General features: G+C 40.4%; 16 protein-coding genes. 6 read left to right on the plus strand and 10 right to left on the minus strand.

Features of this window, described 5'->3' with window-relative positions; genetic code table 11:
- Positions 1–126: 126 nt before the first annotated feature.
- From V6D44_RS17065 to V6D44_RS17075, 3 genes are all read right to left on the minus strand, one after another.
- Complete coding sequence (locus V6D44_RS17065) at positions 127–2298, minus strand: MMPL family transporter (protein WP_253268854.1); 2172 nt, start codon at positions 2296–2298, stop codon at positions 127–129.
- 116 nt (positions 2299–2414) lie between these two features.
- Positions 2415–3056, minus strand: a complete 642-nt coding sequence (gene ydfI, locus V6D44_RS17070) for a two-component system response regulator YdfI (RefSeq protein WP_087993558.1) — start codon at positions 3054–3056, stop codon at positions 2415–2417.
- Positions 3049–4269, minus strand: a complete 1221-nt coding sequence (locus V6D44_RS17075) for a sensor histidine kinase (protein ID WP_253268853.1) — start codon at positions 4267–4269, stop codon at positions 3049–3051. The genes ydfI and V6D44_RS17075 overlap by 8 nt, the downstream gene beginning before the upstream one ends.
- A 244-nt stretch (positions 4270–4513) precedes the next feature.
- Here V6D44_RS17075 and V6D44_RS17080 point away from each other — a divergent pair, with 244 nt between their 5' ends.
- The 3 genes from V6D44_RS17080 (at position 4514) to V6D44_RS17090 (ending at position 5361) form a co-directional block, all read left to right on the plus strand.
- Positions 4514–4663 carry a hypothetical protein gene (locus V6D44_RS17080; RefSeq protein ID WP_087993556.1) on the plus strand — a complete coding sequence of 50 codons (150 nt, stop codon included), beginning with the start codon at positions 4514–4516 and terminating at the stop codon, positions 4661–4663.
- Positions 4660–4836 carry a hypothetical protein gene (locus V6D44_RS17085; RefSeq protein ID WP_087993555.1) on the plus strand — a complete coding sequence of 59 codons (177 nt, stop codon included), beginning with the start codon at positions 4660–4662 and terminating at the stop codon, positions 4834–4836. Before V6D44_RS17080 ends, V6D44_RS17085 begins: the two co-directional genes overlap by 4 nt.
- Positions 4837–4917: 81 nt before the next feature.
- On the plus strand, positions 4918–5361 hold the full coding sequence (locus V6D44_RS17090; protein WP_087993554.1) for a carboxymuconolactone decarboxylase family protein: 444 nt from the start codon (positions 4918–4920) through the stop codon (positions 5359–5361).
- A 65-nt stretch (positions 5362–5426) separates the two neighbouring features.
- On the opposite strand, the gene V6D44_RS17095 is transcribed toward V6D44_RS17090, so the two are convergent.
- Positions 5427–6107: an ArsR/SmtB family transcription factor gene (locus V6D44_RS17095; protein WP_087993553.1), complete on the minus strand. Its 681-nt coding sequence runs from the start codon at positions 6105–6107 to the stop codon at positions 5427–5429.
- An 89-nt stretch (positions 6108–6196) separates the two neighbouring features.
- Here V6D44_RS17095 and V6D44_RS17100 point away from each other — a divergent pair, with 89 nt between their 5' ends.
- A complete protein-coding gene (locus V6D44_RS17100; protein WP_087993552.1) occupies positions 6197–6820 on the plus strand; it encodes a flavin reductase family protein in 624 nt (207 codons plus the stop codon).
- 124 nt (positions 6821–6944) lie between these two features.
- On the opposite strand, the gene V6D44_RS17105 is transcribed toward V6D44_RS17100, so the two are convergent.
- From V6D44_RS17105 to pdxR, 6 genes are all read right to left on the minus strand, one after another.
- Positions 6945–7727, minus strand: coding sequence for a GNAT family N-acetyltransferase (locus V6D44_RS17105; protein ID WP_202329003.1), 783 nt, complete (start codon positions 7725–7727; stop codon positions 6945–6947).
- A gap of 194 nt (positions 7728–7921) precedes the next feature.
- On the minus strand, positions 7922–8341 hold the full coding sequence (gene arsC, locus V6D44_RS17110; protein ID WP_087993550.1) for an arsenate reductase (thioredoxin): 420 nt from the start codon (positions 8339–8341) through the stop codon (positions 7922–7924).
- Between the two features lie 24 nt (positions 8342–8365).
- Positions 8366–9664 (minus strand): arsenic transporter, encoded by a 1299-nt coding sequence (locus V6D44_RS17115; protein ID WP_087993549.1) that lies wholly within the window; start codon positions 9662–9664, stop codon positions 8366–8368.
- A 12-nt stretch (positions 9665–9676) separates the two neighbouring features.
- Complete coding sequence (locus tag V6D44_RS17120) at positions 9677–9991, minus strand: ArsR/SmtB family transcription factor (RefSeq protein WP_414958363.1); 315 nt, start codon at positions 9989–9991, stop codon at positions 9677–9679.
- Between the two features lie 317 nt (positions 9992–10308).
- Positions 10309–11181: a YitT family protein gene (locus tag V6D44_RS17125; RefSeq protein WP_087993548.1), complete on the minus strand. Its 873-nt coding sequence runs from the start codon at positions 11179–11181 to the stop codon at positions 10309–10311.
- 163 nt (positions 11182–11344) lie between these two features.
- Positions 11345–12736 (minus strand): MocR-like pyridoxine biosynthesis transcription factor PdxR, encoded by a 1392-nt coding sequence (gene pdxR, locus V6D44_RS17130; RefSeq protein WP_253268850.1) that lies wholly within the window; start codon positions 12734–12736, stop codon positions 11345–11347.
- A 165-nt stretch (positions 12737–12901) separates the two neighbouring features.
- Here pdxR and V6D44_RS17135 point away from each other — a divergent pair, with 165 nt between their 5' ends.
- A complete protein-coding gene (locus tag V6D44_RS17135; RefSeq protein ID WP_253268849.1) occupies positions 12902–13765 on the plus strand; it encodes a DMT family transporter in 864 nt (287 codons plus the stop codon).
- A 297-nt stretch (positions 13766–14062) separates the two neighbouring features.
- The gene (locus tag V6D44_RS17140) at positions 14063–14737 is read left to right on the plus strand and encodes a hypothetical protein (protein WP_253268848.1); all 675 of its coding nucleotides are present in this window, start codon (positions 14063–14065) and stop codon (positions 14735–14737) included.
- The last annotated feature ends 525 nt before the right edge of the window (positions 14738–15262 follow it).

A 15262-nucleotide genomic window follows, 5' to 3' on the forward strand; every position in this document is an offset into this window, starting at 1 on the left:
TCACATTAGAAAATCCTAATATGTTTATTATCATATTAGCAATCCCTAATATGTGTGTCAATTAGGCAATCATCGTTACCTCTTTTCATCACAAAAAAGCAGATCTCGCAAAAGATCTGCTTTCTATTACATGATTTGTTTCTTTTGTTCCTGATCGATCTCCGGCTGAATTTCCTTCGTGAGTTGATGCCCTTCTATATCTACATTCGGAATAATCTTGTCTAACCATTTTGGCAAATACCAGGCTGCATTCCCCATCAGCTTCATGACACTTGGAATCAGTGTCATTCGTACAATAAATGCATCAAAGAGCACACCAAAGGAAAGAGCCAACCCGTTGGCTTTAATAGAAGCTTCACCAGCAAAGATAAATCCTGCGAAAACGAATATCATGATCAGACCGGCTGCGGTGACAACAGGACCGCTGTGTTTTAATCCAGCTTGAATCGCTTGGACTGGATTCTTTGTTTTCACATATTCTTCACGCATTCTGCTTACAAGGAATACTTGATAATCCATCGCTAATCCAAACAGAATCCCAATGGATAAAATCGGCAGGAACGCGAGTATCGGCCCTTTTTCAGGTATTTTGAAAAAGTCGATCAGATTCCCGTCTTGTAAGACAAATACACAGATTCCAAGAGTGGCTGTCATCGTCAATATAAATCCTGCAACAGCAACAAGAGGCACAAGCAACGAACGGAATACGATTGTCAGTAATACAAACGCAAAACCAACAATGAGTACAGCAAACACCGGTATCGCATCATTAAGGCGGTCTGAAATATCAATATTCACTGCAGTCGATCCAGTAACGAGCAAATCTACCCCGTTTTTATCTGATAAGCTGCGTACATCCTTTACCAAATCCTTCGTTGTTACATCATTTGGACCTGTTGTAGGAACTACCGTAATGATGGCAAAGCTCCCTTCTTTATTAGGCCTTGCAGGAGTGACACTTGATACATGGTCTAGTTCCTTTATTTCTTTCACTGCATCAGTGAATGCTTCCGCCTTATTTCCTGTCACACTTGTGGCGTCCGCTACGATTGTTAACTGGCCATTGAATCCTTTTCCAAATCCATCGGCAAGTAAGTCATAAGCCCGGCGATCTGGATTATCCTTCGCTTTCATCCCTGCATCAGGCAAGCCCAGCTCCAAATGCATAGATGGGCTACTAATGACGAGCAAAATGAGAATGCTACATACACTTAACATGATAGGATTTTTTGTGACAAAGCGTCCCCAGACATTTGTTTCAGAGCTCTGTTTTTCTTTTTTCTTGTTTGCTTTCGGAACCATCCGTTTCCCCGCTATCGACAAGACGGCAGGCACAAGCGTGATTGAAGCGAGAACAGCCATCAGTACACTAAGTCCTGCTGTCAGCCCCATTGCGGACATAAAAGGAATGTTAACAACCGTCAATCCGCAAAGTGCGACGATAACAGTAAGTCCGGCAAAAACAACTGCACTCCCAGCTGTTCCTGTAGCTCTCGCAATTGATGCATTTTTTTGTATACCTTCGCCTAAAAACTGGCGGTGTTTCGTAAAAATAAATAAAGCATAATCAATCCCAACCGCAAGACCAATCATTCCGGCTAATGAAAGACTGACGGAAGCAATATCGAATACCTGTGTCCCAATCAAAACCAGTCCAATGCTTACACCTAATCCAATGAGCGCAGTTAAAATCGGCAAACCAGCTATTAATAAAGACCCGAATGTAATGGCTAAAACGACAAAAGCCAAGATAATGCCGACAATTTCAGACACTCCGCCTATCTCCATTTCGGCTCCCGGTACATCTCCGCTAAGTTCAGTTTGTAGTCCCTCATCATCAGCCATTTTCAAACTGTCTTTTAAGTGTTTGATAGAGTAATCTTTTATATCATCTGCTGAAGATTTATACTTAATATCAGCATAGGCAACCGTGCCGTCTTTCGCGATTGTTCCTGTCACAAAAGGACTTGCGATCGAGTCAACGGAATCATCTTTATTGATTTCCTTGAACGTATTTTCGATTGCTTTTTTCGCTGTCTTTGCAGTAAGTTTCTCTCCATCTTCAGCACCGAAAATCACCCTTATGCTCCCTTTATCAGGGCCGCGAGGAAATTCTTTTTGAATCACATCCAGCGCTTTTTCCGAAGGTGTGTCAGGTATGGACATATCCTCAGAAAAACTTGGTTTTAACGTGATTGCAAGGCCTATCGACGCAACTAACACAACGATCCACGCACATATTACTTTTACGCGATGGCGAGCAACCCATCCTCCTAATTTATATAACATTCTTGACATGATAATCCCCTTTCAACACATTGCTTGATCATATTCCTTCTCATTGTAGTGGACAATGAAATAAAAAAAACGTACATTCGGGCATGTACGTTTGGGCAAATTTCTAATATAGGATGTTAGTTGTCTAGTGTCAGAATGCCTCTTTGCATGGCAATCGTCACTGCTTCAGTTCTGGAATTCGCGCCTAATTTATTGTAAATGGACGTTAACCTGGACTTTACGGTTCTCTCAGAGACGCCCAAATCAAAGGCGATCGCTTTGCTTTTAAAACCTTTAGCAATTGCTTTTAGGACAATGACTTCCTTTTCTGTCAGCTGGGTATGACTGTTCTGCTTCTTCATCCGCTCCACTTGAATTTCTTGCAGACGTTTTAAGATATCAGGCTGCAACAGCACGTTTCCTCTTATTGCTGCATCCATTGTATGAAAAAGGGTTTCTGAACTCGTATCCTTCAATAGATATCCTTTCGCCCCTAATTCAATTCCTTCGATCATTAAGTGATCTTCATTATACGTAGTTAAAATAATGATAGGGATGTCGTGTTTTTCTTTGATTTGTTTAATGGCTTCTAACCCGCTCATCTCAGGCATATACAAATCCATGAGAATAATATCCGGTTTTAATTCATCTGCAAGGCGGACTGCTGATTTGCCGTTTTCCGCCTCTCCTATGATGGTGTAGTGATCATTCGTTTCAATTAAAAGCTTCAGACCTTCCCTCACGACAAGGTGGTCATCAACGATTAAAACCTTATTCATCTTGCATCTCTCCCTGAATTGGTACGGTGATCTCAATTTGTGTTCCTTTAGATTTTGTACTCTTTATATTGAAATGGCCTTTCATTGCTCTGACGCGTTCTTGTATGCCGAGAAGCCCATAATGTCCTCTCTTTTTCTTGCCCTTTTCAACATCAAAGCCTTTGCCATTGTCTTTGACCGTTAAATGGAGCCCCCCGTTATCATCCCAAATGGATACCGAGATCGTATCTGCTTCAGCATGCTTTGCTGCATTCGTTATACATTCCCCAATGATGGAATAACAGTTTTCAGCTGTACGAACGTCTAACACCTGATGTAATCTGTAGTCTAAAAAACCGCCCATGCCTGTCGACTCTTGAAAATGATCCATCAGTGAGGTAATTCTTTCTTTTAAAAAACCGATTTCTTCTGATTTGCTGCGCAGATCATCAATCGCTGAACGTGCATCCGCTAATGTGCCTCTCACTCTTTTCATCGATTGTTGAATGATTTCTTTTGCTCTCTCTGTATTGCCTTTCGTAAGATGAACATGAATAGCATCCAGCTGCATATTTAAACTGACCAGCCCTTGAGCAAGCGTATCATGTAAGTCCCGGGCCATACGCTGCCTTTCATTTTGCAGTGTCAGCTGTTCGACCTGCTGATGAGCCAGCTCCAGCCTTTCAAGGGTCAGCTGCGCTTTTATCTTTTCATCAACTTGGGCAAATAATGTAGCTGCATAAGTAATAATCACGATCATAATAGGTACGGCAATGACAAGAAAATGCAAATATTCACCTTTGTGAATCTGATGTAGTACATTGATTGACAGCAGAAAGAATAAATAAAGTATGAGGAAAGCCCTTCTTCTGTCTGCCATTCCTGCAATCTGTCCAATCAAAAATGCATAAAGGCCAATGATGATCAGCACTAAGAAGCCAGTCATGACATTAGCCAGTATAAAAGTGATCAAACCTTGCAGCACAAAATATAGAATGACCCTTTTCTTAACCCAGCGATATGAATGCCAATGCAGCAAAGCAAAAATGGCGGTCAATACTGTGAACACATGAAGCAATAAAATGGACCAGCTCCCATTAAGAAATTGCAGCACGATAGAGGCTACATAGATCATGAGAATAAAAGCCAGTCCCGGAACTCTGAGTGCAAGCATATTTAATGCCTGTCTATCATGTGAATAGTATTTTTCTTCGAAAGGATTCCTTATACGCAAACCTCATCCACTTCCTTTCCATTGATAGAAGCGATACACACTTGAACCAGACATACATTTATCCCATCATTTTATAGGAAGAGAGGGAACTCAACAATACAAAGATGCAGTGAACCGTTAGATGTTCCCAACATATGATCATTGCCCAAACGTACATAAGCGTTCTGCCTTTATGTACGTTTTATCTTTCCGAATTTCCATTTACAATAATGGAGAAGTCACTATATTGAAGGAATGATCATCATTGAAATCGATTGATCTTACAATTTTATCATTAAAAAGAAAAGGAATCTGGACTGAAAAAGTGTTGAAAAATCAGCGCCCTGATAGGTTAAGCAATGAAAAAGACGAAAATACTCAATCACAGATCACCTGCAAGGAAAAAGAGAAATGAATATGTATTGGTTTTTAGGTGTTTTATTATATTTTCTCATCGGTACTTGTATATTCATTGGAGTCATTAGAGACAGTCACTCAGGCTCATGGATCCTGCTTGCATTAGCAGCTCCGCTCATCATTGTTGGCTATCCCTATTTTTATTCAAAGCAGCTTCTTGCCAAAAGATAGTGAAATAGACGCCATACTATTGGTAAAATGATCAATATCGGAATACAATCTAATGTATCTTGAGGAAAGGAGTCTTGCCTTATGAGCCAAAGAGTGTCCTACTATGATGTTGCACCTGAAGGTATGAAGATGATGATGGATATGGAGAAATACACGAAACAATCTTCAATTAACCGAACGACGAGAGAACTAATCAAAATCAGAGTTTCTCAAATAAATGGCTGTGCTTTCTGCATAGATATGCATACTTCCGATGCCCGCAAAATGGGTGAAACGGAACAGCGAATTTACTGTTTACACGCTTGGAATGAATGTGATTTTTATTCACCTGAAGAGAAAGCAGCGCTCGAACTCTCTGAACACATTACGCTTATTCCAACGAAAAGGGTTCCCGATGCGCTGTATCATCAAGTGCGTGAACATTATGATGAAAAACAATACGTTGACCTTGTTTTCATCATCAATCAAATAAACAGTTGGAATCGCATTTCTATTGCAATGGGGAACCAAGCAACTTCAAGATAATAAGAAGGAGTAAGATTCTTAACGAATCTTACTCCTTCTTTCTCATTCCCTTAATAAAAAATTCCCTAAATATTCATTTTAAAGTATTTCTCAAATGCCGCTCTCCCGCTTTGTGTCATCTTAATCGCTCTTGTTTTAGGCATACGAACGATCCATTCTTCCTCTAACATTCGCACCAATAGGGCGTTTCCTAACGCTCCTGCAATATGATGCTGCCGCTCACTCCAATCCAAACAGCAGCGGGCAAATGCTCTCCGCTTATTTCGCTGCTGCTCTTCGTTGATGCCTAAATTCGAAAAGAACAAAGAACCCTCTGAAGTTACCTCAAAGTCTAAATCGGCTTTTTTTAACATTCCCTGCTCAACCAGTGAATGAGTGATTTGCACGCCCACATAACCTGCCAAATGATCATAACAGGTGCGGGCGAAATGCAAGTCACTTTTCTCTTTTGAATCTTTTAAAGATGTGACTTTGGCTTTAGGGGCAATCAGAAGCAATTGCTCAATCACGTTTGCTGCATCTGAGTCAGACAATCTGTAATACCTATGTCTTCCATGCTTCTCTACGCTGATCAGCTCTTCTTCAAGCAATTTTTTCAGGTGAAAACTTGCGGTTTGAGGTTTAATGTTAGCGAGATATGCAAGCTCTCCCGCAGGGTGTATCCTTCCATCCATTAGGGTGAGAAGAATGGAAGAACGCGAGGGATCAGATAACAATGCAGAGATTTTTGCGATATTAGGATTCATGTTTTTCCTCCTTACATTCATATTTCGATGATAGTTGAAATGTTAAACCTTTACAATATGAATGTCATGATGACAAGGAGGAATAAGCATTGGACATTGAAAAACAAGACACTCTTCGTTTTAAAGAAATTAAACCAAGAATCATGTATTATGGTACCTCAGCATTTCTTCTTACGACATTGAATGAGGATGGTACCACTAATATTAGTCCTATGTCTTCTTCTTGGGCTCTTGGAAACTATATTGTCCTTGGAGTAGGCCTAGGGGGAAAAGCCATTGAAAATTTAGATAGACACAAAGAATGTGTCATAAACTTGCCTGGCCCGGAATTATGGGAAAATGTTGAAAGAATTTCATCTTATAGCGGAAAAAAGGATATACCGCATTTGAAGAAACAGCTCGGATTTACATATCAAAAAGAAAAATACGAGTCAGCAGGGTTAACACCTTTACAATCAAAGACAGTTTCACCAACACGCATTAAAGAATGCCCGATTCACATTGAAGCTGAAGTCAAGCATATTCGGATTCCTGAATATGAACCATCATTTGCGATTGTAGAGACGCAGGCATTACATTTTCACGCCGAGGAAAGCATCATATTGAACGAAAACCACATAAATCCTTCAAAATGGAGTCCACTTATCTATAATTTTAGACATTATTTTGGCTTGGGAAGAGAAATAGGCAAGACCTTTCGTTCAGAAACATGACCATTTTTAACGTTTATAGACCAAGCTGTAACTTGGTCTATTTTAGTATCCATGGAATTATCCATTTTTCCGTACAACGCATTCATAGACCCTCATGACATGCACTCATTTTAGCTCTTTTTCATCACGATTTTCCAGAATAAAAAATAGAGTATTCGGTTATTGACTTAAATCCTAGTTTATTTGCTAATGTGATGGACGACGTATTCCAAACATCACAATCCCAATTAGGATTAATTCCATGTTTCAGACCATATTTTATAAACTCATTTCCCACACAGTAAGCTAAACCCATACCTCTATATTCTTCAAGTGTATAGATATCCATTTCCGCACGATTACGCCCTGAAAATATCGAGGTACACTCACTCACAACATGATTGCCATGTAATACGGCAAACCCAAAGCCTTTTGATGAAAAATGTGAGACAGAATCCCAATACTCCTCATAATAAGCTCTGTTAAATTCCGTGCTGTTTGAGATGATGTCTTCGTCTATCCTTTTTAAAACAAACCCCTTTGGAAGTTGTAATCCCGTTATAGAAGGTTTTTGCTGAAAAGAAAATGCGACTCTTTTCATTTGATTCAATTCGTCTTTCAGGATTGTTTTCATTACTCTGTCCCATGTATCGCTAGAACTAAACAAGGTAAATCTTTTTGTTGATTTCGCTTGTTTTTCATAATATTTAGCAATGAAATCATTAAAATCTTGATTCCCCTCTTCTCCCGCAATAAAGTAAATTCCTGATTCAGTCCCTATCAAAAATGATTTAGGGAAGGTGTGGTCATCTACATAAACAACGCCCGGAATCGTTTGTTCTAATATTGAATAGACAAATGTTGGGCAAACTTTTTCATGAAACCTTGTTTTTATGCCGTTATATTTTTCTTTTGTTAACTCCTGCAAACTGACAACTCCTTTAAAACAGCGTCTCCTTCATGATTCTGTTTACAAAATCAATTTTCCTCTGTCACAAGCTAAATAACTTTCCTTTTAAAGCGGACAGTTCACGGATCACAGTCAAGTTAAACCAAAAAACAGGTGTCTGCACTTAGCTCGCAGACACCTGTTGAACAATACACGCTGAGTATATCTATTACTTATTCCCCAGTTTCAGCAAACTGTTTTAAGCGCTCGCCAATTTCATCACGCACTCTTTGGAAAAACGCCCATTTTTCTTCGTCTGTTCCTTGTGCTTTTGCCGGATCATCAAATCCCCAATGCTCACGTTTTACATGCGGAGGCGTCATTGGACATTTGTCAGCTGCATCACCACAGAGAGTCACAACCAAATCAGCATTGTTTAAAATGTTCGGATCAATCATATCCGAGGTTTGATTGGAGATATCAATCCCTGCTTCTTTCATCGCTTTCACAGCATTAGGATTTAATCCATGAGCCTCGATTCCTGCGCTGTACACGTTCCACTTGTCTCCAAGGTATTTTTTTCCCCATCCTTCAGCCATTTGACTGCGGCAGGAATTTCCAGTGCATAAAAAGTAAATGGTTTTCTTTGACATATTAATCTGCTCCTTTTTGAAACATTAATGGATGATCATCAGCCAGATATACAGGCCGACAAGTGTAATAAATAATGTCGGGATTGTCAGAATGATTCCTGTTTTAAAATAAGTGCCCCAAGAAATCTTCACACCTTTTTGTGAAAGGACATGGAGCCATAATAGTGTCGCCAAGGAACCAATCGGCGTGATTTTAGGTCCTAAATCTGAACCGATAACATTTGCATATATAAGCGCTTCTCTCATCATTCCATGTGTGTCTGTACCGGCAATAGCCAATGCATCAATCATGACAGTCGGCATGTTATTCATAACGGAAGAAAGAATCGCCGCGATAAAGCCCATTCCAATCGTACCCGCAAACAACCCTTGATCAGCCAAGGCTTGAATCACATCTGAAAGGATATCTGTCAATCCAGCATTACGGACACCGTACACAACAACGTACATGCCGATCGAAAAGAACACGATAGCCCAAGGCGCTCCTTTCAGCACTTGCTTTGTATGAATGGCTGGGCTCTTTTGTGCAGCAATTAAGAAAAAGATGGCAATGATGCCCGCTACCACTGATACGGGAATAGAGAAAAATTCACTTGCAAAATATCCAATTAAAAGCAGTCCTAAGATATACCATGATAGTTTGAACATATTTTGATCTTTTATTGCTTCTGCAGGTCTTTTAACCTCAGTCAAATCATAACGTTTTGGTATGCTTTTTCTGAAGAAAAGGTAAAGTACAATGATACTCGCCAGTAATGAGAACAAGTTAGGGACAATCATTCTGGATGCATAATCAATAAACGTAATATCAAAATAGTCCGCTGAAACGATGTTGACCAAATTGCTCACAACTAACGGAAGCGAAGTCGTATCTGCAATAAACCCGCTGGCAATGATAAAAGGAAAAACTAATTTTTCATTGAAGTTTAAAGCTCTGACCATCGCTAATACAATTGGCGTCAATATAAGGGCCGCGCCGTCGTTTGCAAATAATGCTGCGACGATAGCTCCTAATATAGATACATAAATGAACATGCGCACACCGTTTCCTTTTGCAGCCTTAGCCATATGAAGCGCTGCCCATTCAAAGAAACCAATATTATCAAGGATTAACGAGATAATAATAATGGCCACAAAAGCCAATGTCGCATTCCAAACAATCCCTGTCACAGTTAACACATCTTGAAAATCGACAACTCCGGCTATTAAAGCCAAAGCAGCTCCTCCACAGGCTGACCATCCAATAGATAAGTTTCTCGGCTGCCATATGACCAATACTAAAGTGAATAAAAATATAGCTAAAGCCAAAATGACTGAAGTCAATCTAATACCTCCTTACTGGCAAGACGCTTGAGTTTCCCTTTGTTTGATGTGCAGTAACAATTCGTCTTCCTGATCGATTTGATGCAAAATCAATTGCAATGTATCAAACTCGGGGCATGATTGATTGATTGAATAATAACGCCATTGCCCTCTTCTGTCCTCGTTCACAAATCCTGCGTTTTTTAATTTCCGCAAATGCTGGCTTATGGCTGGCTGACTCATGTCGAACATATCAACCAATTGACACACACAATATTCTTTTTCAAAAAATAATGTCATCATCATGAGCCTTGTTTGATCACTAAGTATTTTTAAACAGCTAGTCATTGCTGCAACTCCTATTTTTGAATCAACAGTCAAATGAACTCCTCCTTTAACCCAATATATAATGAAATCATGATATATTGGCCCAGTGATCAGACACCCCAATAAAAAAGAGGCACTGTGCGTACATAAAAATGAACATTAATTTTTTCACAACGTCATTATATAAGTTTTCAATTATATAATCAATTGTTTATATTAACCTAAACAAGAAAAAATCCTGCTTGATGGGAACAGGATTTCAACAAATCATGAGCAAACAGCTTCATAAGGCTCGTCAAAACATATGATGGCTGTTTTGCCATTCGTCACTCTTTTTTCTAATGATGATTGACCCTTCTAAAATTGCTGCCCTTCACTTCAGCTACATCATATACGGTAACGAAGGCGGTTTTATCAATTTCATTAATAATTTCCTTTAGTTTGGTTTCTTCTAAGCGGTTGATGACACATGTGATTTCTTTGAATTTCTCATGGGAAAAACCCCCGTAAGCTTCTTTATATGTGGCGCTTCGGCCTAATTGATCACGTATGGTCTCTACCATCAATTCAGGTTGGGTTGTAATAATTTGAAACATTTTAGAACCGCTTAAGCCTTCCTCCACGACATGAATGACTTTGGATGCAATGTAGTAAGCAATGACTGAAAGCAATGCCCCTTGCAAACCAAATACGGTGGAAACAAAAATAAACACAAAAAGGTTTAAGAATAAAATGAGATCGCTCGTTCCGAATGGCAGTTTTCGGGACAGCAGCACTGCAAGCATATCAATTCCATCTAATGCGCCGCCATTACGCAGCGCCAGCCCCATTCCAAACCCAAGGATAATCCCGCCGACAACGGTTATCAACAAAGTATCCCCTTCGATGATGGCTGGAGTGTGGTGCATAAAACTTGTACCCGCGGCAAGTGATGCGATTCCGATAATTGATAATAACGCAAAGCGTTTTCCAATTTGCTTATATCCTAACCAGACAAACGGAATGTTAATAGCAACAATCAGAATCCCCAGCGGCAAATGGAACAGCTGTGACCCAACAATGCTGAGGCCTGTCACCCCTCCATCAGATACGCTGTTTGGAATGAGCACCGTTTCCAGTCCATATGCCGCTATGATTCCTCCGATTATGACCATGATGACTTGCAGGATGATTTTCGCTTTAAATTTCTTATGTTTTTCGTTTGTATTCATGCCATTCCTCATTTCAAATATTTTTTATATTTAAACTATACCATAATAGATTTTTCCGGCTAAAAACATGCTTTTTATTAAAAGGATTTGTCAATCATTTCTGTAAGCAGGCTGCTGCTGATATCACTCTATTTCATACTTAATAAAATAGCTGAAAGTTTCCTTATATCTTCCAGGCAGCTTTCAGTTTTTTTATACCTTCTCGTATGTTAAATTCAGGAACCCCTGCAAATCCAAGCGACACTCTTTTAGCAGGGGGATGGTTTTGATAAGAAGGAGCAACAGGATAAATTTTCACTCCATGTTCCTTCGCCTTCTCAATTAACTCTTTTTCGCTAAATGGCAAATAAACGTCGAGTAAGATGCGAAGTCCAGAGTTTTCTCCGCGAATCCTGACATGCTCTCCTAATTCTCTTTGCACAGTCTCTAGTAAAATGGCTCTTTTTTTACGGTAAAGCTTTCTCATTCTGTTGATGTGTTTTTGCCACTCTCCATTTTTTATAAAGTCAGCTAGCGTGAGCTGACTGTGGCAGGACACCGTTTGCTTATATAAAGACGCGATTTCATGGCCTTTTTTTAAAAGAGACGAAGGAAGAATCATATAGCTGATACGCAGCGAGGGAAGAAGAGACTTAGAAAAAGTGCCCATATAAATGACACGGTTATCCTGGTCCAGCCCTTGTAAGGATGGGACCGGCTGTCCGGTGTATCTAAACTCCCCATCATAATCATCCTCTATGATAAATGACTGATTCTCAGCAGCCCATTTAAGCAGCTGAATTCTTCTGTTAATCGTCATAATGGTTCCTAGCGTAAATTGGTGAGAAGGCGTGACATACACAAGATTTGGCTGCTGTTCTTTGATCTTCTGTATACAGATTCCTTCATCATCGACTGGTATAGGAAGAATATTCATACGATTGGCTTCAAAAATCTCGCGTGCTCTCGGATAACCCGGATCCTCATATCCTATGAAAATATTCTGATCAAAAACTTGACACAAGATTTGGAGAAGGATAGGGTTCCCGGCACCTATAATCACTTGTTCAGGGACACAATGAACACCCCGTGATTGATACAGATACTCTGCAATGAGCGTCCTCAGCTCAAACTCTCCTAAAACATGTCCCGGCCGATAAAGCTCGTGTCCATATTGGTCTAAACTATTGACCATGCTTTTTCGCCATGCGGAAAAAGGAAAGTAAGAAGAATCTACATTTCCATAGTGAAAATCAATCCACTCTTTATGTTCCTGCTCTTTTTGTTGAATGGGTAATGTGCGCGGCATTTTACGATAGGCAAAATCAGAATCGTCATAATCAGCAAACCACCCGCTTCTTGGCTTGCTCACGATATAGCCCTCAGCAGCAAGTTGTTCATAGGCACGTTCTACAGTCGTTTGGCTGATGGATAGCTGACTCGCCAAGAGTCTTTTTGAAGGGAGCTTCATTCCTTTTTGAATACGCCCCTGATGCATGTTTTCTTTGAAATCCTGATAAAGCTGCTGGTAAAGCGGAATATCCAAATTTCTATTTAAAAAAGGCGTGATATCCATTTACACATTGTTCTCCTAACTGGTATGCATTTTTTTATGAAAACTGGCTGTTTATGAAAGGTCAATTCCAGTTTATAGTCATTGTAATCCTTAGATGCTGGTTTTGTTAAGAAAATTCAGATTAACAGTTAAAGAATGAAAAGAATCCTATTTGGAGTGATTATAATGAACAAAACAACAAATGGCTGGATAAATGGTTTTATAGGCGTCCTTATTTTCAGCGGCTCACTGCCAGCAACCCGCTTGGCTGTGGCGTACTTCACCCCATTGTTCCTCACCGTATGCCGCGCTGCGATAGCTGGTGTATTGGCTGGAGGCCTCCTTCTCATCTTTCGGCAACAGCATCCTGCCAAAAGCGACATCATTTCATTATTGGTGGTAGCGTTCGGCGTGGTGATCGGGTTCCCATTGCTGACAGCTTTGGCGCTTCAGTATGTCACCTCCGCACATGCCATTGTCTTCCTTGGGCTTCTTCCGCTTGCGACAGCGGTCTTCGGCGTACTCCGCGGAGGTGAACGTCCCCGGCCAGTCTTCTGGATGTTCTCAGCGGCTGGCAGCTTACTAGTAGCAGGCTTCGCCCTATTCCAGGGAGGTGGATCATCCCCGCTTGGAGACGCGTACATGCTGGCTTCTATCATCGTATGCGGGCTTGGTTATGCAGAAGGCGCTAGGCTTTCTCGACGTCTGGGGAACTGGCAGGTGATCTCTTGGGCACTCGTTCTGTCGCTTCCTCTTATGCTGCCTTTGTCGTTCTTTTTTACACCGGACTCATGGTCGAGCATCGGGGTACCAGCGCTGCTCAGTCTTGCCTATGTATCCTTATTCAGCATGCTGATCGGCTTCGTCTTCTGGTATCGAGGTCTCGCCCAAGGCGGAATTGCGGCGGTTGGGCAGTTGCAGCTTCTTCAGCCATTCTTTGGACTGCTGCTTGCCTCAGTGATTCTGCACGAGAAAGTAGGCTGGGCACTCGTGGCAGTGAATATCGCCGTTATCATGTGCGTGGCTGCTGCTCGGCGATTTGCAAAGTAAGGCGAGGTAAACATCAAAAGTACCAAGAGTTTGCTGTCCTCGATATTTTTCATGCGGCCGGAGAACTCGAAGCTGTTCTTCATTTGCCACTTCCAAAGATACGTTTTTTCTCTATTGCGCTCATAGATTGAAAACCTGAAGAAAAAGGGGCAAAAGTTCTTAAGAATTCTTAAGTACGAAGCTAACCATAAATCTCTTTTCAAACAAATTTCAAACGATCATATCTATTGTATGGTAATATTTAGATCCATGACTTTTACATGAAGATGAAACCTAGTTGATGAGAGGAATGAAAGAATGAGGAAACTCGGAAAGATATTTTACTGCAATGCCGCCTTCCTGCTGCTCGCCTTATTGCTTGCTGGGTGCGCGGGCAGTAAGAACGTAGAATCAAAACAAACTTCAAATGATGATACTGCTATACAAACTGACGAAGATCATAATGATAATGAAGACAGCAACAAAATAAGCAAAGATGAATCAGAGCCAACAACGGGATTAGAAGAATCCGCAACAGTTGAATCAGATGACACCTCTTCAGAAAAAGCAAAAAATGAGGAGAAAGGCAAAGAAGACGATGTATTGGCAGCGTATTCTTCTGAGAAAATCGAATATGCCCGTGTTTGGCTGCAGCTTGGACCTAATCAAGAGATAGATGAATTGAATGTTCGGCACATTTCGGCTGGCGAACCCATCAATCCTAATGATGACACCAGTGCCAGCTACCCAGAAGATGTGATCCAGTTAGCTGGTTCTCGATTAGTGGATGGATCAGTCACTTACCATGGTAACGGAGATGGCACGATTCATGTATACAATGTCCCTTTACGCTGGGATTCCGCTGATGATTTAGATCAAGGCGTAATGCGGGAAGTGACTGAGAATATCATTAAAAATAAAAAAACAGTGTACGTCGATACAGGAGACGATGCAAAAATCAAACGACTCATTGACATCATGGTGATTCATTAATCAGTTATCGCCAAACTTTTTGCACCTGAGTTCCTTTCTATAAATAATGGCTTTTAAGGAAAAAAGTATGATATATTCATATTGAACAAAGTTTGGAGTGTGATCACTTGCTAAAAAATCTACCTATTCTATTAGCTCTCCTATCAGTTGGAAACATTCTAAATGTGGTGAGCAATACCATTGAATTATCCGGTGCTTTTCATTGGATCATATTATTACTGGGTGTGGCATTAGTATTTTATAGCGCCGTATGTCTAGTGGCATACACTATTAATCAAAAGAAACATCTCACAGTAAGTGAATGATTCTTTAGAAAAACAAGCATTTCACATGATGCTTGTTTTTCTTTTACATGTAGCAGTTTGTCAGACTCATACCTCCACATCTAAGAGGTTAAACACGGTTAAATTTTTGCATTCACGTAAACAGTATAGGGTATAATCATTATTCTTTTGAGCAACATCACAGTAATAATCGCCTTCCGCCATTTGTTCGCTTGGGCCTTATTCAAAAGATTGACGCTCA

Origin of the sequence: Bacillus sp. 0209A (assembly GCF_036765095.1) — a bacterium.
Taxonomy (GTDB): domain Bacteria; phylum Bacillota; class Bacilli; order Bacillales; family Bacillaceae; genus Bacillus; species Bacillus subtilis_G.